Genomic DNA, 20,425 nt, shown 5'->3' on the forward strand with positions numbered 1-20,425 from the left:
CGGGAGCGGCCGTGGCTCTACCGCTGACGACGCGTGCGCGCGCCAAGGTCAATCTCGACCTGCGGGTCCTGGGCCGGCGCGCGGACGGCTATCACGAGCTCGAAAGCCTGGTTGCCTTCGCCGGGGTTGGTGACGAGCTCACGTTGGAGCCGGATGCGCCGCTATCTCTGTCGATCACCGGCCCGCGCGCGGCGGGGCTGTCTGACGCGGACGACAACCTCGTCCTGCGTGCTGCGCGGACGCTCGCGACCGCCCGTCCAGGCCTGCGTCTGGGGCGCTTCCATCTCGTCAAGCGACTGCCTGTCGCTTCGGGGATCGGTGGCGGCTCGGCTGACGCGGCCGCGGCGTTGCGCCTCGTCGCGCGGCTGAACGGCATCGCTCAAACCGATCAGGTCCTGCTGGACATCGCGGCAAAGATCGGCGCCGACGTGCCGGTCTGCCTCGAATCGCGGGCGCGGCTGATGGCCGGCATCGGTGAGAGGCTTGGGCCGGTGCTCCGCCTGCCGCCACTCTTCGCTGTGCTGGTCAACCCGGGCGTTCCGGTCGAGACGGCCGCGGTGTTCCGCGCTCTGGGCCTGACACCGGGGCAAAAGATCGCGGTCTCGCGCACCGCGCCTGATTCTGTGTCGACAGGGGCGTTCCACCACGCGCTCGCAGCTTCCGATAACGATCTGGCGGCTCCGGCGAGGCATGTCGCACCCGTGATCGACCTCGTTCTCGAGCGGCTAGCGGAATTGCCGGGCTGCCGAGTGGCGCGCATGTCCGGCTCCGGCGCGACTTGCTTCGCCCTGTTCGACGATTGCAGGGCTAGCGCCGATGCGTCACGAGCGTTGGCAAAGACACAGCCGGGCTGGTGGGCGAAGCCGACTCTGCTGCGCTGACGTCGTCCGTCATGCTCGGGCTTGCCCCGAGCAACTCTCCCAGAAAAAGGCTGGTTTCTGAGAGGGACGGGTCAAGGCCCGGACCTATGCCGCCTCAGTGCGCCCGCGCCACGCAGAAATCGACAGCGGCGTTGAGCGCCTGCTTCATCGGCGAGGCTGGGAACAGGCCAAGCGCATCCTTGGCCATGCGGGCATAATGCTCGGCGCGCGCGATGGTGTCGTCGAGTGCTTTGTGCCGGCGCATGATCGCCCGTGCTTCTTCCAGGTCGCCCTCGCGGATCTCGCCGTCCTGAAGCGTGCGCTTCCAGAAGGCGCGCTCTGTCTCGTCGCCGCGGCGGAAGGAGAGCACGACGGGCAGGGTGATCTTGCCCTCGCGGAAATCATCGCCGGTGTTCTTGCCGAGCTTCGCCGCGACGCCGCCATAGTCGAGCGCGTCGTCGATGAGCTGGAAGGCAATGCCGAGATTGAGCCCGTAGCTGCGGCAGGCGGCGGCGTCCGCCTTCGAGGAATTGGCGATCACCGGGCCGACTTCGCAGGCGGCGGCGAAGAGCTCGGCCGTCTTGCCGCGGATCACCGAGAGATACTCGTCCTCGGTCGTCTCGGTGTTCTTGGCGACGGAGAGTTGCAGAACCTCGCCCTCGGCGATGACCGCCGCGGCCGTGGAGAGAATATCGAGCGCCCGCAGTGAGCCGACCTCGACCATCATCTTGAAGGCCTGGCCCAGCAGGAAATCGCCGACCAGCACGCTGGCTTCGTTGCCCCAGAGCATGCGGGCGGCGAGCTTGCCGCGCCGCATGTCGCTCTCGTCGACGACATCGTCGTGCAGCAGCGTCGCGGTGTGCATGAACTCGACGGAAGCCGCGAGCTTGACATGGCCTTCGCCCCGATAGCCACAGAGATCGGCCATGGCGAGCGTCAGCATCGGCCGCAGGCGCTTGCCGCCGGAGGAGATCAGGTGGTTCGCGACCTCCGGGATCATCGTGACCTCGGAGCCGGTGCGCGACAGGATCATCGCATTGACCCGCTCCACATCGGCACGCGTCAACGCGACCAGCGGCTCGATGCTCGCCTGATTCGATTCCCGTTCCTCAAGGGAGACGACGACACCCACAGAAGCACTCCGAGTCCGATCCCTGCGCCGGCACGACGCGCGCCAGCCATGCCACAACCGTTGCATGGGACGCCAGCCCCTGCAAACCGTCGCGACGCCGCAGCTTGCGCGAAGGGGGCGGGTTGGGCTCCATGGGGCGATGCACGAACTCATGCGCACCAACGACCTCATCCTGCTCGGCGCCGTCGAGGCCCTGCTGGAATCGGCCGGGCTCGATTGCCTGATCGCAGACCAGCATATCAGCGCCCTCGAGGGCATGACCGGCGCCTTTCCACGCCGGCTCCTTGTGCGCGAGGCGGATAAGCGCCGGGCGCGGGCCCTTCTGGTCGAAGCCGGCTACGGAGCCGAGCTGCGCAATGAGTGAGGTGGAGACGCCGTTTGCGTTGGGTGAAATCGTCGAGGATCGGCTGCTCGACGGCCGGCTTCGCCTGCGCCAGCCGCGCAAGGGCCACCGCGCCGGCACCGACGCCATCCTGCTCGCGGCTGCGCTGCCCGTGCTCGATGGCGGAACGCTCCTCGATATCGGCGCGGGCGTCGGGACGGTGGCGCTCGCGGCTGCGCTGCTGCGGCCGGCATTGCGGATCGCATTGCTGGAGCGCGACCCGGAACTGGCGGCTCTGGCGACGCAGAACTTGGCATTGAATGGCATGGCAGATCGCGGGATTGTCATCGCGGCAGACGTCACAGCGCCGGCGGCCGAACTGCAAGTGGCGGGACTGAAGCCGGCTTCCTGCGACGCGGTCGCGATGAACCCGCCTTTCTATCCGCAGGGCGGGACGCGTGCCTCGCCGACTGCCAACCGCCGGGCGGCCCATGTGGCGGAGAGCGATCTTGGGCCCTGGCTACGTGCCGCGCGGCGGGCTCTGAAGCCGGGCGGCCTGCTCGCGATCATCCATCGGGCCGAGGCGCTGCCCGATCTGCTCGCCGGCCTCGCCTCCGGCTTCGGTGCCGTCGCGATCCGGCCGGTCTACGGCGTCGCCGACAAGCCAGCGATTCGCGTTATCGTCACGGCGGTGCTGAACAGCAGAAAGCCGGCAGAGCTGCTGCCGGCTTTCGTGATCAATGAACCTGATGGCCGGTTCACGGCCGAGAGCGAGGCCGTGCATCGTGGGCGGGCGCGCCTCGACTCTTACCAGTAGTAGCGCGGCGGCGGCGCGAAGATCGGCGGCGGAGGCGGCGGCGCGTAATAGCGCGGACCGTAATAGCGGCGCGGGCCGTAGTAGCGCGGCGGGCCGTAATAGGGGCGCGGCGGGCCATAATAGCGGCGCGGGCCGTAATAGTACTGCGCCTGTTGCACCATGCCGCCTGCGAGATCGACCTTCGGCGCAGCCGCGACCGGCGCCGCGGAAGCCGGGGCGGCGGTGAGGGCTGCAATGCCCAGCGCGCCGGCCGTCACGGCGGAGAAAAGCATCGTCTTGAACATGATATCCTCCGTGCGATGGCGTCGACGGTCTCGCTTGCGCTGACCAACGCCGTCCATGGGAGGGGAAACTATCCCCCTTAACCTGAACGGCGCGAAACCGCGCCGTTCAGCGAGCCTTCATTGAGCCGCGAATCATGGCTGCAATGCGTCAACCTCAGCGGCAGACCCGCACCGGGCGGACCACCCAGCGCCAGCCGTTCCACACCCGCCGTTCCGACCAGAAGCAGCGCGGACGATAATAGGGGCGCGGGCCATAATTCCGGCGCGGGCCGCGATAGTAATATTGAGCCTGCTCGATCAGGCCCTGGCCGGCCTGCGCCGTCTGGCCGGCGGGAGCGGCGACCGGTGCTGCCGAGGCCGGGGCGGCCATCATGGCGAAGCCGCCGAGCGCGCCTGTCACGGCAGCGGCGAGAAGCGTTGTCCGGAACATCGTGTTCTCCATCGATTGCCGCCGGCCGTGCCGATGGCTGACTTGTCGTCCCTTGTGCGAAGCTAGGCCGTCACACCTGAACGGCGCGAAACCGCGCCGTTCAGCTTGCCTTCATCGAGGCGGTTGGCCGTCTTAGCGGCAGATGCGCTGCTGGCGCACGATCCAGCGGCGGCCATTCCAGACGCGGCGGGATTCGGTCCAGCAGCGACGGACATGCGGTCGGCCCGGGCCGTAATGCGGGCGGCCTTGGTGCCAGGCCTGCTGGACGAGACCGGTCTCGGCGCCTGAGCCCAACGCCGTGCCAGCCGAAATCGGAACAGCGGAAGCGGGGGCGCTGCTCATGGCGGCACCGAGCAAGGTTGCCGCGCCAAAGGCGGCGGCAATGATGCGGGTTGTCAACATGGGCTATAACTCCTTCATTATTCAGCCGCTGCTCATCGATCCAATGCTCGCCCCCGAACATTGCTGATCATGCGGCGTCTCGTGGTTAGCAGACGGGTTATGAACGAAATCTGTCCGGCTGCGGTTCCGGCCTGCGCTTGACCCTGATCGGTCCGAACCCTAATCACCCCGCAATTCCCTTGTTATCGGAAGGTTGCAGGCATCTTGTCCGCCCCCGCGCCACATTCGCTTTCCAGCATCCCGGCTTCTTCCCCGGCGATGGACCCGACCCGCTCCTTCCAGGGGCTGCTGCTGACCTTGCAGCGCTTCTGGGCCGAGCGAGGTTGCGTGGTGCTGCAGCCGTACGACATGGAGGTCGGCGCCGGCACCTTCCACCCGGCGACGACTTTGCGCGCGCTCGGGCCGAAGCCGTGGAAGGCGGCCTATGTCCAGCCCTCGCGCCGCCCAAAGGACGGCCGCTACGGCGAGAACCCCAACCGGCTGCAGCATTACTACCAGTTCCAGGTCATCCTGAAGCCGTCGCCGCCGGATCTGCAGCAGCTCTATCTCGACTCGCTTAGGGCGATCGGCGTCGATCTCGGCCTGCATGACGTGCGCTTTGTCGAGGACGACTGGGAGAGCCCGACATTGGGCGCCTGGGGGCTCGGCTGGGAGTGCTGGTGCGACGGCATGGAAGTCAGCCAGTTCACCTATTTCCAGCAGGTCGCGGGCGTGGAATGCGCGCCGGTCGCGGGCGAGTTGACCTATGGTCTCGAACGCCTGGCGATGTTTGTCCAGGGCGTCGAGAACGTCTACGACCTCAACTTCAACGGCCTCGATGGCGAGGACCGCATCTCCTATGGCGACGTTTTCCTGCAAGCCGAGCAGGAATATTCGCGGCATAATTTCGAGCACGCCAACACCGCGATGCTGTTCCAGCATTTCACGGACGCCGAAACCGAGTGCAAGGCGCTGCTCGCTGCCGGTGAGCCGGCGTCTGGCGACAACCAGCCTCGCCACCAACTTGCCCTGCCGGCCTATGATCAGTGCATCAAGGCCAGCCACATCTTCAACCTGCTCGATGCGCGCGGCGTGATCTCGGTCACCGAGCGGCAGAGCTACATCCTGCGCGTGCGCGAGCTCGCCAAGGCCTGCGGCGCGGCCTGGCTGAAGACCGCCGGCGGGGGAGCAATCTGATGCCCGATCTCCTGCTCGAACTCTTCTCCGAGGAAATCCCGGCGCGCATGCAGCGCAAGGCCGGTGAGGACCTCAAGAAGCTCGTCACCGATGCGCTGGTCGAGCGCGGCCTCGTCTATGAGGGCGCCAAGGCCTTCGTCACGCCGCGCCGTCTCGCGCTGCATATCGCCGGATTGCCGGTGCGCGGCCGCGACGTGCGCGAGGAGCGCAAGGGCCCGCGCGTCGGCGCGCCCGATGCCGCCGTGCAGGGCTTCCTCAAGGCTGCCGGCCTTGCCTCGCTCGACCAAGCGACCATCGTCAGCGATCCGAAGAAGGGCGACAGCTACGTCGCGATCATCGAGAAGCCCGGCCAGGAAACGGTTCAGGCCATCGCCGAGATCGTCCCCGCCGTGATCCGCGCCTTCCCCTGGCCGAAATCGATGCGCTGGGGCAAGGCTTCGGCGGCCGGCGCCAGCCTGCGCTGGGTGCGCCCGCTGCACTCCATCCTCTGCACCTTCGGCGCCGAGACCGAGGACCCGGAGGTGGTGCCCTTCGAGGTCGACGGCATCGTCTCCGGCAACACGACCTACGGCCACCGCTTCCATGCGCCCGGCCCGATCACGGTGAAGCGTCTCGACGATTACGTGACCTCGCTGGAGAAGGCGAAGGTCGTGCTCGATGCCGACCGGCGCAAGGAGATCATCCTTACCGACGCCCGCAACCTCGCCTTCGCGCAGGGGCTCGATCTCGTCGAGGACGAGGGGCTGTTGGAGGAGGTCGCCGGCCTCGTCGAATGGCCGGTCGTGCTGATGGGCTCCTTCGAGGAGCGCTTCCTCGACATCCCCGGCGAAGCGATCCGCGCCACCATCCGCGCCAACCAGAAATGCTTCGTGCTGCGCGACCCGGCGACAGGCGATCTCGCCAATCGCTTCATCCTGGTCTCGAACCTCCTCGCCAGCGACGGCGGCGCGGCGATCACCGCGGGCAATGGCCGCGTCGTCCGCGCGCGCCTCTCGGACGCCGCCTATTTCTGGCAGACCGATCGCGGCTCGCTGCCCGACCTCGACACCTTCAAGGAGAGCGCCGAAAAGCTCGGGCTCGATCTCGCAAAACCGCTCGACCAGCGCATGGCCAAGCTCGACAAGCTCGGCGTCGTCTTCCACGCCAAGCTCGGCACGCAGGGCGAGCGCGTCCAGCGCATCGCCGCGCTGGCGAAGGAGTTGGCGCCGATCGTCGGCGCCGACCCGGGGAAGGCCGAGCGCGCCGCCAAGCTCGCCAAGGCCGATTTACCGACCGAGATGGTCGGCGAGTTCCCGGAATTGCAGGGCCTGATGGGCCGGAAATATGCCGAGCTGCAGGGCGAGGACGCTTCGGTCGCCGCTGCGGTCGAGGAGCACTACAAGCCGCTCGGCCCGTCCGACCGTGTGCCGAGCGATCCGGTTTCGGTTGCGGTGGCGCTGGCCGACAAGCTCGACACGCTGGTGGGCTTCTGGGCCATCGACGAGAAGCCGACCGGCAGCAAGGACCCCTATGCGCTGCGTCGCGCGGCGCTGGGCGTGATCCGGCTGGTGGTTGAGAACGGGGTGCGGCTGGGGCTTATGCCAGTCCTCAATCCGCTTCGCACCAGCAAGATGGTTGCTGGTGTTTCGGAGAAGACTGCCGAACTAGAAGCTCTCGCTGCAAAGCTGGTAGAGCTGGACGCGGAAGAAGCTTTGCACTCTTTTAAAAGTGCTCGAGCCCGTGCGGTGGGCATCGAGACCTACATCAAATGGGCAGGATCTCGTTGGTATTGGAGGGAAACCTATGATCTCCTCTCCTTCTTCCACGACCGTTTGAAAATCATGCTCCGCGACCGCGGCGCGCGGCATGACCTTGTCGATGCGGTGATCGGCGACGGCCCGTCAGACAACGACGACCTGCTCCTCATCACCCGCCGCGTCGCCGCGCTCGGCCGCTTCCTCGACACCGAGGACGGGAAGAACCTCCTCGCGGGCTACAAGCGCGCCGCCAACATCCTCAAGGCCGAGGAGAAGAAGGACGGGGAGGGCGCTTTTTCCGCGGCGCCCGAATTGCAGTTGATTGCAGAAGCCGGCCTGATCGAGGAGAAGGCGCTCGCCGTCGCGCTGGCGCAGGCGACGCCGAAGGCCGAGGCTGCCGTCGCCGCCGAAGACTATGAGGGCGCGATGGCCGCGCTGGCGGAACTGCGCCCGGCGGTCGATGCCTTCTTCGACAAGGTCACGGTCAACGATCCCGATCCGGCCCAGCGTGCCAACCGCCTGAAGCTGCTCAACCAACTCCGTCAGGCGACACGAGCCGTGGCGGATTTCGACCGCATCGCAGGATAAGGCGCGGTAGGGGTGAGGGCCTGCCGTCGGTCGCCCTTGCCCTCTCCGCAGCTGCGGTTGGTTCCGTGCCGGACTGGTTTTCCGTCCTTCCCTCACCCCTACCCCTCTCCCATCCGGGAGAGGGGTCTTCGTTTGCGGCCCCGCGTTCATTCGGAAACCGCCCCGTCTCCTTCGCCGGCAAACCCCGCACCGGAACCTATTCCCACCCTGCAACGTTCTCTCGGCGGGGCTGACAGGTCGCGAATCCGTCGCGGCAGGGCTCCCGGGGGGCCGGCCACCGGCCGAGATAAAGGGCTGAAAGCATGTCCATTCTGATTTCGCTGCTGATCACCGTTCTCGTGATCGGCCTTGTGCTCTATCTCGTGCGGATGCTGCCGCTCGACGGGCAGATCAAGAATGTCGTGCAGATCATCGTCATTGTGATCGGCATCATCTCTCTGCTGCGCTATCTCGCTGTTTTCTAAGGCGATTGACGGCGTCCACGCGCTGGTACAGACTTCTTGAGGTCCAGAGGGCCCCGGACGCTCCCGTCCCGGGGCCCTTCCTGTTTCAGGGCGAGACCTGCGATGAACGCGCCGAACCGTAACGGCCATATCAGGCTGACCTCCCATCCCGAGCCCGGCAGCGCTGCCGTGCGCTTCCCGATCCGGTGGGGCGCCCCCACCGCCGCCGAGCGCGGCCCGATCATCGCCTCGACCACCAACCCGGCCGACCGCAACGTCATCGGCGCCCATGGCGGCTCCTATTCGGTCTACCGCGCGCTGGCGATCTCGGCCCGTGCGATGAACCCCTCGCAGCGCCCGGACCTGACCAACACCTATCCGACGGCCGAGATTTCGCCGCAGCCGCAATGGGCCGATCCGAAGAAGATCGTTTCGCTCGATCCCTTCGGCCATACCGTGGCGAAGGATTTCGGCAAGCTGATCGGGGAGGGCATCGACATCCGCCCCTCGATCGCGATCACCAAGGCCAGGCTCAACCTGCCCGAGATTCTCGCCGCCATGGGCGCGCATCGCCTCGCCGCAGACGGCAACATCCTGCATCCGTCGGGCGACATCTCCGTCACCAAGATCGCGGTCGATCCGGTCTGGTATCTGCCGGGCATCGCCGAGCGCTTCGGCGCCACCGAGAACGAGTTGCGGCGCACGCTTTTCGAGCAGACCGGCGGCATGTATCCCGAGCTGGTGACGCGGCCGGACCTCAAGGTCTTCCTGCCGCCGATCGGCTCGATCACCGCCTATGTCATGGGCGAGGTCTCCGCGCTCGCCGACCCAAAGAAGCGCATCGCCTGCCGCGTCCATGACGAGTGCAACGGTTCAGACGTCTTCGGTTCGGACATCTGCACCTGCCGGCCCTATCTCATCCACGGCATCGAGGAATGCGTGCGGGAAGCGCAGAGCGGCGGCGTCGGCCTGATCGTCTACAACCGCAAGGAGGGCCGGGCGCTCGGCGAAGTCACCAAGTTCCTCGTCTACAACGCGCGCAAGCGCCAGGAGGGCGGCGATTCCGCCGCGACCTATTTCGAGCGCACCGAATGCGTCGCCGGCGTGCAGGATGCCCGCTTCCAGCAGCTCATGCCGGATGTGCTGCACTGGCTCGGCGTCACCCATATCGACCGGCTGATGTCCATGTCGAACATGAAATATGACGCCATGGTCGAGAGCGGCATCACCATCGGCGAGCGCGTCGCGATCCCGCCTGAGCTGATCCCGCCCGACGCATCGGTCGAGATCGAGGCCAAGAAGGCTGCGGGCTATTATTCGCCGGACGGCACACCCGGCGACAATGCGCTCAAGGCCACCGTCGGCCGTGGCCTCGAGAAGTTCTGATCCTGCCCCGCATCTACCCGAGTTGACGATGCCCGACCGCGATACCGAGGCGTTCCGCGCCCTGTTGAAACCTGCTGCCGTCCGCGAGCGCGCGCGGGAGATGCTGGAGCTCGGGCTTGCCGGCCAGCTGCTGCATTTCAGCGTCCAGACCGAGCGGCTGGAAGCCTGCGCCGACTATGTGCTTGAGACAATCCGGGCGAACTATCCCACGCTCGAAATCCCCTTCCATGCGCGCTGGCGCCACTTCGTCGTCGCGGGCGATGATCGCTGGCAACGGCTCGATCAGGCCGCCGGCTTCGCGGACTCCGCCGCTCGCGGCCGCGCTGCCTATGATCTTGCCGTGGTCAGCGTCCTGCTCGATGCCGGTGCGGGCCCCGACTGGCGCTACCGCGATCCTGCTACGGGCCGCGAGATCGGCCGGTCCGAGGGGCTGGCGCTGGCTTCGCTCGACATGTTCGCCGCCGGCCTGTTCTCCAGCGATCCTGCCGATCCGCTTCGCGCCGACGCCGCAGGGCTGAAGCGGCTCGATGCGGCGACGCTGGCACAAGGTTTTCAGGTGGGTCCGGACAATCCGCTCTTGGCGCTGGAGGGGCGGGCCGCTCTGCTCAACCGCCTCGGCGAAGAGCTGGAGCGACAGGGCCTGTCGCGCCCCGGCGAACTCTTCGGCCGTTTCGCAGCTGCCGCCGACACCGGCACGCTGCGAGCTGCGCATATGCTCGGCGAGGTGCTCGCGACCTTCGGCGGCATCTGGCCCTCGCGCCTGACGCTCGCTGGTGTTGCGCTCGGCGATACCTGGCGCCATCCCCTGATCGCGCCGGGCGAGGTCACGGAAGGGCTCGTGCCTTTCCACAAATTGTCGCAATGGCTGACCTACTCGCTGATCGAACCGCTGCAATGGGCCGGCATCGCCGTCATCGACATTGACGATCTCACCGGCCTGCCCGAATACCGCAATGGCGGGCTCTTTCTGGATAGCGGCGTGATCGCGCTCAAGGACGAGGCGGATCGGGCGAAGGCGCATGAGGTTTCCTCGCCGCTGGTCGTCGAATGGCGAGCTTTGACGGTGGCGCTGCTCGACGAAATCGGACTCTTGATCCGCAAGCGCCTCGGCCGCTCACGCGAGGATTTGCCGCTCGCCAAGGTGCTCGAAGGTGGTACCTGGGCTGCCGGCCGGCGGATCGCGCGTGAAAAGCGTGTGGATGGCGGTCCGCCCTTGACCATTGTCAGCGATGGCACGGTATTTTGACGAGCAGAGTTTCGAGAGAAAAAGGGGTAGCCGGCGTATGACTTCGAGCCAGGACGGCGTCACCGTCGTTGATCACCCGCTCGTCCGCCACAAGCTGACGCTGATGCGCGAGAAGGACCGCTCCACCAAGAGCTTCCGCCAGCTTCTCAATGAGATCGGCATGCTGCTCTGCTATGAGGTGACGCGCGATCTCCCGACCGAGATGATCGAGATCGAGACGCCGCTGCAGAAGTCGATGCAGCCGGTCATCTCTGGCAAGAAGATGGTTTTCGCGCCGATCCTGCGGGCGGGCGTCGGCTTCCTGGACGGCATGCTGGAGCTGGTGCCGGCCGCGCGCGTCGCCCATATCGGCCTCTACCGCGATCCCGATACGCTCCAGGCGGTCGAGTATTATTTCAAGGCTCCATCCGACATCGCAGACCGCATGATCGTGGTGATGGACCCGATGCTCGCGACCGCCAATTCCGCCGTGGCGGCGGTAGAGCGTCTGAAGGAGCGGGGCGCCCGGGATCTGCGGTTCGTCTGTCTGCTGGCGGCGCCCGAAGGCATCGCTCATCTGCGCAGCGCGCACCCCGATGTCCGAATCTGGACCGCCGCGATCGATGAGCGCCTCAACGATCACGGCTACATCGTGCCGGGTCTCGGGGATGCAGGCGATCGCATGTTCGGTACGCGCTGAGCACCGGGAAGGCCCATGCCGCCACGGGCAAGGGCCTTTCCGGCCTTCGCACCGGGCGAAAAGTGGACGTCACTTTTCGGAATCGATGCGACAACAATGGATTGATCGCCGTCATCGCGTCCGGCCGGACGCGCGGCAATCCAGCGTCATTCGATGATTTCGACCACGCGGCGGGTGCGCGGCTCGACGACGACGGCTTCGCCGTTCACGATCGTGTAGTGATAGCCGGGTGCGCCATATGCCGCGGGCACATTGCGATAGACCATGCCGCGCGCCGGTAGCACCGTGCCGATCACGACCGGTTCGCCATAGCGATATGACCGCATATGCTGCGCCGTCACATAGTTCCGGAAGCCTGCGTCGTCGTTGATCATCGTGCCGCCGGCGGGATCCCGCCGAAGAGGTGGCGCGAAGACGTCGAACGGCATCATGTTCGTCTCGGTGCCGACAAGGGCCGGGTCATGAGTGAAGCCGCCGCTTGCGGGGTCGCGGATGATAGGCCCCATGCTTTGTGCGAAAACGGTTGCGGGAATGGCTGCAAAAGCCGCAGCCAACAGAATCCGCTTGATCATGATCGACCTCCGATAACTGCCTAGCCCCAAAGCCAGAATGCGCGCCTTCTGCGGCAGTTCCGTGCCGCGGCGATCACAAAAGCGAGAATGGCCCGCCGAGGCGGGCCATTCCGTAGAGACTGGCGTCACTGGATGATCTGGACCACGCGGCGCGTCTGCGGCTCGACGATCAGGGTGCGATCGTTCACCACCGTGTAGTTGTAGCGCGAGGCGGACGCTCCGTACTCGGCCGGTACGCGGTGATAGACGACGCCCTGCGCCGGCAGGACGGTGCCGACAGCCACCGGCTCGGCATAGCTATAGGACGGAACGCGCTGCTCGACGACATAGGTGCGGAAGCGGGGCTCGGCAGCATCGCCGACGATCGCGCCGACCACGGCGCCGCCGACGCCGCCGACGACAGCGCCCACCGGGCCGCCGACCACAGCGCCGCCAACCGCACCGGCCGCCGCACCGCTGGTCGCGCCACCGACCGCACCGCCCGAAGGCTGGCTCTGGGCGAAGGCAACGGCAGGCGTAATGGTCAACGCGGCAACAAGAGCGAGCTTCTTGATCATGGCTTTCTCCTTTCGAAGTGAACTTCGGGAAGGAAAACTGCAGCAAGCCGAAACAGTTCCCCAAAAATGGGGTCACGAGATGTTAACGTTTGCGATCGTCGGCGAGAAGATGAGCCGCAGCAATGACTTGTCAGTTCATTGCGGAAGGCGGCGGGTTCGCCCATCGGGCGCAGATTATCGCTCAAAATGAAAACGGCGGGCACGAGGCCCGCCGCGAAGACGATCGAACTGGGTTGGCCTCACTGCTTCGGGGCGGCCGAGAGAGCAGGCGTCAACTTGTCGGCATCGCGCTTGATCAGCGTGGCGAAGCCGGCCGGGGTGCGCTCCTCAGCCGTCGGCAGAACGGTGCCGAGGTCGAGCAGGCGCTTCTTGGTGCCTTCGTCGTTGAGCGCCTTGTTCAGCGCGTCGACCAGCTTGTCCACGGCCTCCTTCGGCATGCCCTTCGGGCCGGCGATGCCGTTCCAGGCTTCGATCTGGTAGTCGGGCAGGCCGGCTTCCTTGGTGGTGGGAACATCGGGCAGGGCCGGCGAGCGCTGGGCCGAGGCGACGGCATAGGCCTTGATGGTGTTGGCGCGGACCTGCTCGGCAACGGAGACGATCTGGTCGCACATGAAGTCGACCTGGCCGGAGACGAGGTCGTTCAGGGCAGGACCCGTGCCGCGATAGGCGACGGCGTTGATCTTCGGCGTACCGAGGACGCCCTTGAGCAGGGTGCAGGTGGTCCAGGAAACCGAGCCGAGCCCGGCATGGGCTTCGTTCACCTTGTCCGGGTTCGCCTTCACATAGTCGGCGAACGCCTTGAGGTCCTTCGGCTCGAAGCTCTTCCGCGCCACGATCAGGATCGGCGTGCCGCCGGCGAGCCCGATCGTCTGCATGCCGTTGATTGGGTCGTATTTCAGTCCGGGATAGGTGGCGGGCGCCGCCGAGAAGGTGCCGAGATGGCCCATCGCGATGGTGTAGCCATCGGGCGCGGCCGTCACGGCGCGCGCGATGCCGGTCGTGCCGCCGGCGCCTGCGACGTTCTCGATGACGATCTGCTGGCCGAGCGTCTTGGACATGTGGTCGGCGACGATGCGGGCGATGATGTCGGTCGGGCCGCCGGCCGCGAAGGGCACGATCATGGTAATCGGCTTCGTCGGATAGCCCTGCGCCTGCGCGCTGCCGGTAAAGGCCAGCGCCGCTGCCGCGACGAGGCCGAGAACGAACTTCTTCATCAGCATTCCTCCCAGAGATTGCTTGAAATGAAATTGATGGGGTTGGCGCCGGGGCGGCAACCCCGTCATTCGGTGAAGACTTCGTCGCGCTTCTTCGAGATCGCAGGCAGCAGAGCGATCGCGAGCACGAGGACGGCGACGATCAGCAGGCCGAGCGAGATCGGCCGGTTCTGATAGTCGATGAAGGTGTAGAACGAGCCGCGCGAGATGATCAGCGCCTGCCGTAGCTTCTCCTCCATCAGCTTGCCCAGCACGAAGCCGAGCAGCATCGGGGCGGGCTCGAAGCCGAGCTTGATCAGCAGGTAGCCGAACAGGCCGAACAGCGCCGTGAAGGCGACGTCGAGCGGCTGGTTGTTCACCGAGTAGATGCCAATGCAGCAGAAGATCAGGATCGCCGGGAACATCAGCCGGTATGGCACCTGCAGCAGCTTCACCCACATGCCGACGAGCGGCAGGTTGATGATGAGCAGCATGAGGTTGCCGACCCACATCGAGGCGACCATGCCCCAGAACAATTCGGGGTTGCGGGTCATGACCTGCGGGCCGGGAATGATGCCGTGGATCGTCATCGCGCCGACCATCAGCGCCATCACCGCATTCGGCGGGATGCCGAGGGTGAGCAGCGGGATGAAGGCGGTCTGGGCGCCGGCATTGTTGGCCGATTCCGGCCCCGCCACGCCCTCGATCGCGCCCTTGCCGAAGCGCGAGGGATCCTTGGCGATCTTCTTCTCGACGGTATAGCTGGCGAAGGGGCCGAGTACGGCGCCATTGCCCGGCAGGATGCCGAGGATGCCGCCGATGAAGGTACCGCGCAGTACCGGCGCCGCCGATTGCTTGATGTCCTCCCAGCCCGGCAGCAGCCGGCCGATCTTGTTTTTGACGACGTCGCGCGCCTCGGGGCTCTCGAGGTTGCGCAGCACTTCCGCGAAGCCGAACACGCCCATCGCGAGCACCGAGAAGTCGATGCCGTCGGAGAGCGCCGGTATGCCGAAGGTCAGGCGTTCCTGCCCCGTCTCGAGATCGGTGCCGACGGTCGAGAACAGCAGGCCAAGCATGATCATGCAGAAGGCCTTCAGGATCGAGCCGCGCGCCAGAACCACCGCGAAGCACAGGCCCATCACCATCAGCGAGAAATACTCCGCCGGGCCGAAGAGCAGCGCCATCTTGGTCAGTGGCGCGCCGAGCGCAGCGATGAACAGGGTCGCGACGCAGCCGGCGAAGAAGGAGCCGAGCGCCGCGGTGCCCAGCGCGACGCCCGCACGCCCCTGCTTGGCCATCTGGTGGCCGTCGAGTGTGGTAACGACCGAGGTCGCCTCGCCCGGGATATTGACAAGGATCGCGGTGGTCGAGCCACCATACTGCGCGCCGTAGTAGATGCCCGCGAGCATGATCAGCGCGCCGGTGGGATCGAGGCCGAAGGTGATCGGCAGCAGGATCGAGATCGTCGCGATCGGCCCGACGCCGGGTAGGACGCCGATCAGTGTGCCGACAAGGCAGCCGACGAAGCAGAGAGCGATGTTCTTGAGCGTCAGCGCGACGCCGAAGCCGAGCGAAAGATGGGCAAGCGTATCCATCATCGCTCAGATACCCAGTAGCCAGGGCGCGAGCGGGATCGGCAGGCTCAACGCGTATTTGAAGAGAAGAATGCAGGCGGCCGACATCGCCAACGCGAAGATCAGCAGCTCCTTGAACTTGCGGTCATCTGCCGCCAGCCCTGAGAAAAAGATGAGTAGCGGCCCGGAGACGAGCAGGCCGAGTGCCGGGATCTGGATCGGGCCGAACTCGAAGCCGCGGATGGTCAGCCCGAACAGGCAGGCGCCGCCGAGCGCGAAGAAGATGCCCTTCCAGGACCAGCCCGAGAGGCTCTCGCCGTTGTAGCGCAGCGAGGCGACGGCCAGCATGATGCCGAGCGCGCCGCAGATGGCCGCGAAGGCTTTCGGCAGCATGCCGGGACCGAGCTGGCGCAGCGTGCCGACCGGAAGATCCCAGGCGAAGATGTAGGCACCGATCGCCAGCACCACCATGAACAGGCCGCCGGCCAAATCCTGCGTCGATCTTATGCGCAAACCCTGCGCCCGTTCTATCTGATTGAGACTCATCAGGCTCCTCCGACTGGCGATCCGGGGCGGGTGTTCCGCTTCTGCGTTTTGGGGGAAGGGGTGAGGACGCTGTGGCGCTCGTCGAGCAAGGTCACGCTTTCCCGCAGGATCGCAAGGAAATCGTCGCGTGCAGGCAATTTCTGCTGGGGACGCCAGGCGACGCCGACCAGTGCGCCCGGCGGTGGCGGATCGAGCAATGCGCCGCGCAGACGCCGCATCGTCACGCCGGGGAAGGAGAGGCGCGAGACCCAGTCCGGCGCCAGCGCCATGCCGAGCCCGGCCGCCACCGCGGACATCATCGCCGGCTTCTCGGTCGCCTCGATGGTGACGTTCGGCACCGCGCCGACGCTTTCGAAATAAGCCATGACCAGATCATAGGCGTAGGGCCGGATGCGCTTGGACGGCACCACGAAGGGCTCGCCGACGAGATCGAGCATCGTCAGGTGTTCGCGGGCGGCGAGCGGATGGGCCTCGTTGAGCACCACGAGCGGGCGCTCCACCCGCAGGATCTCGAAGGCGCAGTCCGTCGGCTTGCGCGGCGGACGGGTCAGCGCGAGGTCTAGCTTGCCGGACTCGAGCATTTGCACGAGTGCGGCCGTCATCGCCTCGACGAACTTGATCTCGATGCCCGGGAAGCGGGCCCGGAAGGCCACCAGCGCTTCCGGGACGAAGCTGGAGGAGGCCGCGTCGATCGCTCCGACGCGCAGGACCTTGCCCGAGGCGAGCGAGGCCTCGCGCACGGCGCGGGAAGCGTGCTCCATCTTGACGAGGATGCCCTTGGCCTCCTCGAGCATGATCAAGCCGGCGCGGGTCATCGCGACCTGGCGGGTGGTCCGTGTCAGCAGGCTGACGCCGAGCTCGTCCTCGAGAGCGCTGATCTGGCGCGACAGGGCAGGAGGCGCGACGCCGAGCCGCTCGGCCGCGCGGCCAAAATGCAGCTCTTCCGCGACCGCGATGAAACATCGCAGTTGCCGCACATCCATGGCCGTCCCCTGTTCCCCAGTATCGCTTCCCGCGATATCTCTGTCAGTGGCACGTGCCCTTAGCGCCTCCAGCCGACAAGTCGACCCTACCGTAATTCATAATTTTTTGGCAATAAACTCTTCGGGCTCATGCCGGCCGCGTGCGCCTCATGCGAAACAGCCTGCCGTCGATCAGGGCAAGCCCGGCGAAGATGGCCGCCATCCCCAGGAAGTGCCGCGGCTGCAGTGCCTCGCCGAGGAACAGCGAACCCAGCAGAATGGCGCTGACCGGGATCAGGAACGTCACCAGCATGGCGTTGGTGCCGCCGGCGCGGCGCATGATCCGGAAGAAGATGACATAGGCGAGAGCCGTCGAGAGCAGCGCGAGCCCAATAAGCGAGAACATGACCTCGGCGCGTGGTGCGGGCAGCAGCCAGGGCGGGTCGAAGAGGATCACCAGCGGAATGGTCATCAGCGTGGTCGCGCTGACCTGACCGGCGGCCGTGACCAATGGCGGCAGGCTGCGGAAGCGCCGGCCGAACAGGCCCGCGAAGGCATAGGACAGGGCGGCGGCGAGGCAGGCGAGTTGCGGCAGCAGCGCTCCCGAGAGCCCCCCGATCGCATCGGGGCCCATCAGGATCGCGACACCGACGATGCCGGCGCCCACGCCGGCGAGCTTGAGCCCCGTTGCCTTCTCGTCCTGGCCCAAGAGATGGGCGACGACGACGCCGAAGAGCGGCGTCGTGGCGTTGAGGATCGAGGCGAGGCCGCTGGCGATCTGGGTCTGTCCCCAGAAGATCAGCCCGAACGGAATGAGATTGTTGAGCAAGCCCATGCCGAAGAAGGCGAGCCACATCGGCCTGCCGACACGCATCGACAATCCCGAAATCCGGACGACCAGAAGCAGCGCCGCTGCAGCCATGCCGACGCGCGCAAGCACCACGGCCAGCGGCGGCCATTCGGCGACGGCGATCTTGCCGAAGAAGAAGGCGCCTCCCCACAGCAGCGAGAGCAGCAGGAGCAGCAGCCAGTCGCTGAGATCCATGGCAGGCTGCGCGGCGGGGGAGGCGGACATGGCGAACCTGCTGAAAAAGGAACGAGCCGGAGCGATAGGCTCGCCCCGGCTCGTGCTCCACCCGTTTCCTGTCTCAGGCGGCTTCGGCGTCGCGCGCCTGCCACATCGCCTTGAAGGCCGGCCGCGCCTGGCAGGCATCGAGCCAGGCCTTGACGCGCGGCGCGGCGTCGAAGAGCTGCGTCGCCGGCTTCGCATAGCGGATGATCTCCGCGACATTGATATCGGCAACGGTGAAGCGGCCGCCCATGACATAGCCGTTGCCTTCGGCCAGCGTCTTGTCGAGCACCGCGAAGGGGCCGGGCAGGGCGGCAAGGGCCGCCTCGACCAGCTCCGGCCTGCGCTTCTCCGGCGGATAGGCGGCAAGGTGGAACTGCAGGTTGAGCGCATGGGTCTCGCACTCCGTCGCCGCCCAGAGCGACCACATCACCGCGAGGCCTTCCTCCTGTGCGTTCTGCGGTGCCAGGGGCCCGCCATGCTTGCGCGCGAGATAGAGATTGATCGCCAGCGATTCGTGCAGCTTGAAGCCGTCATCGTCGATGCTCGGGATGTGGCCGTTCGGATTGATCTTCAGGAACTCGGCGCTGCGGGTGTGCAGCGGCACGCCGGGTGCGTTCTGATCCGGCACGCGATAGGCCTGGATAACCGGCACATGCGTGAAGGGCAGGCCAAGCTCGTTGGCGAGCCAGATGACGCGCGTCGCGCGTGAACGATAGCAACCGTAGATCGTCAGGGACATCGGCGGGATTCCGGTGAGAGATGGCGTGCGGGCGACCTGATCCGGCGAGCAGGCCGATTCCGTCGCAGCGACCTTAGGCGCACGCTGGCGTCGCGCCAATGCGGGATGCCTCGGTCGCGGCATCGAAAAAACCGTTTGACGCAGGCGTTTGGCGGGTGCATTGGCCTCCTGCTTCCGGCCTTCGCGGCCGGCTGCTCACAGGAAACCCCGACCCGATGCCAAGCGACAGTCCCAGCCGACAGTCGAAGCCGTCTGCCGCCGCCTCGCGCGCCTGACCGGGTTACCCGGCTCGCCTGCGATCCGGCCCTGACGGCCCGATCGCAAGGAATAGAGCCATGAATGATACTGTCGCCACGACGGACCTCCTCGCCGTGACGCTGGCCCAGACGCTGGCGCAAGAGCACGTCGCCGACATCGTCGAGACGCTGAACGAACAGGACGAGGCGACGATCGCCCATGTCCTGGCGGAACTGCCTTTCGACCGCGCCGTCGAGGTGCTCGATCAGCCCGAATTTACCGCTGCGGCCGAAGCGTTGGCGATGCTGGCGGACGAGCGCGCCGGTGCGCTGCTCTCCGCCATGTCGGCGGACCGCGCGGCCGACGTCTTCCAGGAGTTCGACGAGGAGACACGTCAGCGTTTGAGCGGCCGCATCGACCGCCAGACCCGCTCCGATCTCAAGAAGCTGCTGGCCTATCCCGAGCACAGTGCCGGCTCGATCATGACGACCGAGTTCGTCAGCGTGCCCAGCAACTGGTCGGTGCAGCAAACGCTCGATCATATCCGCCGCGTCGAGCGCTCGCGCGAGACGGTCTACGCGATCTACGTGCTCGATTCGGTGACGCGCAAGCTGGTGCGCGCGGTCTCGCTGCGGCGCCTGATCGCCGGCGATCCCGAGGCGCCGGTCGAGTCGGTCGTCCCGGCGCACAAGCCGATCACCGTCGCGCCCGAGGTCGATCGCGAGGACGTGGCGCGGCTCATCACGAAATACGACCTGCTCTCCGTTCCGGTCGTCGATGCGGACGAGCACATCATCGGCATCGTTACCTTCGACGACGTCATCGACGCGATGATCGCCGAGACGACCGAGGACGTGCAGAAGCTCGGCGGCATGGAGGCGCTCGACCAGCCATATAACGAGATCAGCTTCCTCTCGATGATCCGCAAGCGCGCGGGCTGGCTCTCGATCCTGCTGGTCGGCGAGATGCTGACCGCCTCGGTCATGCAGTATTTCGAGGGCGAGCTCGAGAAGGCGATCGTGCTGACGCTGTTCATCCCGCTGATCATGAGTTCGGGCGGCAATTCCGGCTCGCAGGCGACCTCGCTGATCATCCGCGCGCTAGCGCTGCGCGAGGTCACGCTGAAGGATTGGTGGCGGATTGCGCTACGCGAATTGCCGACCGGTCTCACGCTCGGCGCCATTCTCGGCGTGATCGGCGTGGTTCGGATCATGGTGTGGCAGTGGCTCGGTCTCTACGATTACGGGCCGCACTGGATGCTGGTCGCCGCGACGGTGGGCGGCGCACTGGTCGGCATCGTCACCTTCGGCTCGCTTGCCGGCTCGATGCTGCCCTTCGCGCTGAAGCGGCTGGGCTTCGACCCCGCCAGCGCCTCGGCGCCTTTCGTGGCGACGCTCGTCGACGTTACCGGCCTAGTCATCTATTTCGGCGTCGCTGCCGCGATCCTGACCGGCACCCTGCTGTAACCGGAG

General features: G+C 66.4%; 22 protein-coding genes. 10 read left to right on the top strand and 12 right to left on the bottom strand.

All coding sequences use genetic code 11. The annotated features are described in order from the left end of the window. Positions 1–11: 11 nt before the first annotated feature. Positions 12–881: a 4-(cytidine 5'-diphospho)-2-C-methyl-D-erythritol kinase gene (locus AB4Z16_RS08675; RefSeq protein ID WP_441510935.1), complete on the top strand. Its 870-nt coding sequence runs from the start codon at positions 12–14 to the stop codon at positions 879–881. A 94-nt stretch (positions 882–975) separates the two neighbouring features. Here the strand turns inward: AB4Z16_RS08675 and AB4Z16_RS08680 are convergent, their stop codons facing one another. Beyond that, positions 976–1,992: a polyprenyl synthetase family protein gene (locus tag AB4Z16_RS08680; RefSeq protein WP_441510936.1), complete on the bottom strand. Its 1,017-nt coding sequence runs from the start codon at positions 1,990–1,992 to the stop codon at positions 976–978. Between the two features lie 151 nt (positions 1,993–2,143). Here AB4Z16_RS08680 and AB4Z16_RS08685 point away from each other — a divergent pair, with 151 nt between their 5' ends. Both AB4Z16_RS08685 and AB4Z16_RS08690 read left to right on the top strand, forming a co-directional pair. Continuing rightward, entirely contained in the window at positions 2,144–2,356 is a 213-nt protein-coding gene (locus tag AB4Z16_RS08685; protein ID WP_441510937.1) for a putative signal transducing protein, read from the top strand. Then, on the top strand, positions 2,349–3,131 hold the full coding sequence (locus tag AB4Z16_RS08690; RefSeq protein ID WP_441510938.1) for a tRNA1(Val) (adenine(37)-N6)-methyltransferase: 783 nt from the start codon (positions 2,349–2,351) through the stop codon (positions 3,129–3,131). Before AB4Z16_RS08685 ends, AB4Z16_RS08690 begins: the two co-directional genes overlap by 8 nt. Here the strand turns inward: AB4Z16_RS08690 and AB4Z16_RS08695 are convergent. The 3 genes from AB4Z16_RS08695 to AB4Z16_RS08705 form a co-directional block, all read right to left on the bottom strand. After that, entirely contained in the window at positions 3,122–3,415 is a 294-nt protein-coding gene (locus AB4Z16_RS08695; RefSeq protein WP_441510939.1) for a hypothetical protein, read from the bottom strand. The genes AB4Z16_RS08690 and AB4Z16_RS08695 overlap by 10 nt on opposite strands. A gap of 154 nt (positions 3,416–3,569) precedes the next feature. Further along, complete coding sequence (locus tag AB4Z16_RS08700) at positions 3,570–3,845, bottom strand: hypothetical protein (RefSeq protein WP_441510940.1); 276 nt, start codon at positions 3,843–3,845, stop codon at positions 3,570–3,572. Positions 3,846–3,977: 132 nt separating this feature from the next. Beyond that, on the bottom strand, positions 3,978–4,247 hold the full coding sequence (locus tag AB4Z16_RS08705) for a hypothetical protein (protein WP_441510941.1): 270 nt from the start codon (positions 4,245–4,247) through the stop codon (positions 3,978–3,980). Positions 4,248–4,505: 258 nt separating this feature from the next. Between AB4Z16_RS08705 and AB4Z16_RS08710 the strand changes: the two genes are divergently transcribed. The 6 genes from AB4Z16_RS08710 (at position 4,506) to upp (ending at position 11,501) form a co-directional block, all read left to right on the top strand. Further along, a complete protein-coding gene (locus AB4Z16_RS08710; RefSeq protein ID WP_441510942.1) occupies positions 4,506–5,423 on the top strand; it encodes a glycine--tRNA ligase subunit alpha in 918 nt (305 codons plus the stop codon). Continuing rightward, the gene (gene glyS, locus AB4Z16_RS08715; protein ID WP_441510943.1) at positions 5,423–7,747 is read left to right on the top strand and encodes a glycine--tRNA ligase subunit beta; all 2,325 of its coding nucleotides are present in this window, start codon (positions 5,423–5,425) and stop codon (positions 7,745–7,747) included. Before AB4Z16_RS08710 ends, glyS begins: the two co-directional genes overlap by 1 nt. A gap of 302 nt (positions 7,748–8,049) precedes the next feature. Then, positions 8,050–8,211, top strand: a complete 162-nt coding sequence (locus tag AB4Z16_RS08720) for a Thivi_2564 family membrane protein (protein ID WP_091855869.1) — start codon at positions 8,050–8,052, stop codon at positions 8,209–8,211. Between the two features lie 102 nt (positions 8,212–8,313). After that, positions 8,314–9,576 (top strand): GTP cyclohydrolase II, encoded by a 1,263-nt coding sequence (locus tag AB4Z16_RS08725; RefSeq protein ID WP_441510944.1) that lies wholly within the window; start codon positions 8,314–8,316, stop codon positions 9,574–9,576. Positions 9,577–9,604: 28 nt separating this feature from the next. Continuing rightward, a complete protein-coding gene (locus AB4Z16_RS08730; protein WP_441510945.1) occupies positions 9,605–10,822 on the top strand; it encodes a URC4/urg3 family protein in 1,218 nt (405 codons plus the stop codon). Positions 10,823–10,859: 37 nt separating this feature from the next. After that, positions 10,860–11,501, top strand: coding sequence for a uracil phosphoribosyltransferase (gene upp / locus AB4Z16_RS08735; RefSeq protein ID WP_441510946.1), 642 nt, complete (start codon positions 10,860–10,862; stop codon positions 11,499–11,501). Positions 11,502–11,647: 146 nt separating this feature from the next. On the opposite strand, the gene AB4Z16_RS08740 is transcribed toward upp, so the two are convergent. The 8 genes from AB4Z16_RS08740 to AB4Z16_RS08775 form a co-directional block, all read right to left on the bottom strand. Continuing rightward, positions 11,648–12,073 (bottom strand): DUF1236 domain-containing protein, encoded by a 426-nt coding sequence (locus tag AB4Z16_RS08740; RefSeq protein ID WP_441510947.1) that lies wholly within the window; start codon positions 12,071–12,073, stop codon positions 11,648–11,650. Positions 12,074–12,198: 125 nt separating this feature from the next. Further along, positions 12,199–12,630, bottom strand: a complete 432-nt coding sequence (locus tag AB4Z16_RS08745; protein ID WP_441510948.1) for a DUF1236 domain-containing protein — start codon at positions 12,628–12,630, stop codon at positions 12,199–12,201. A 239-nt stretch (positions 12,631–12,869) separates the two neighbouring features. Beyond that, the gene (locus AB4Z16_RS08750) at positions 12,870–13,844 is read right to left on the bottom strand and encodes a tripartite tricarboxylate transporter substrate-binding protein (RefSeq protein WP_441510949.1); all 975 of its coding nucleotides are present in this window, start codon (positions 13,842–13,844) and stop codon (positions 12,870–12,872) included. Positions 13,845–13,909: 65 nt separating this feature from the next. Then, a complete protein-coding gene (locus AB4Z16_RS08755; RefSeq protein ID WP_441510950.1) occupies positions 13,910–15,421 on the bottom strand; it encodes a tripartite tricarboxylate transporter permease in 1,512 nt (503 codons plus the stop codon). A 3-nt stretch (positions 15,422–15,424) separates the two neighbouring features. After that, positions 15,425–15,943 (bottom strand): tripartite tricarboxylate transporter TctB family protein, encoded by a 519-nt coding sequence (locus AB4Z16_RS08760; protein ID WP_441510951.1) that lies wholly within the window; start codon positions 15,941–15,943, stop codon positions 15,425–15,427. Continuing rightward, the gene (locus AB4Z16_RS08765; protein WP_441510952.1) at positions 15,943–16,926 is read right to left on the bottom strand and encodes a LysR family transcriptional regulator; all 984 of its coding nucleotides are present in this window, start codon (positions 16,924–16,926) and stop codon (positions 15,943–15,945) included. Before AB4Z16_RS08765 ends, AB4Z16_RS08760 begins: the two co-directional genes overlap by 1 nt. Before the next feature lie 127 nt (positions 16,927–17,053). Further along, complete coding sequence (locus tag AB4Z16_RS08770; protein WP_441510953.1) at positions 17,054–17,980, bottom strand: DMT family transporter; 927 nt, start codon at positions 17,978–17,980, stop codon at positions 17,054–17,056. A 73-nt stretch (positions 17,981–18,053) separates the two neighbouring features. Next, positions 18,054–18,716, bottom strand: a complete 663-nt coding sequence (locus AB4Z16_RS08775) for a glutathione S-transferase family protein (RefSeq protein ID WP_441510954.1) — start codon at positions 18,714–18,716, stop codon at positions 18,054–18,056. 335 nt (positions 18,717–19,051) lie between these two features. On the opposite strand from AB4Z16_RS08775, the gene mgtE reads away from it, so the two are divergent. Further along, positions 19,052–20,419: a magnesium transporter gene (gene mgtE / locus AB4Z16_RS08780; protein WP_441510955.1), complete on the top strand. Its 1,368-nt coding sequence runs from the start codon at positions 19,052–19,054 to the stop codon at positions 20,417–20,419. The last annotated feature ends 6 nt before the right edge of the window (positions 20,420–20,425 follow it).

It is taken from the genome of Allobosea sp. TAF32 (genome assembly GCF_052113585.1).
GTDB lineage: Bacteria > Pseudomonadota > Alphaproteobacteria > Rhizobiales > Beijerinckiaceae > Allobosea.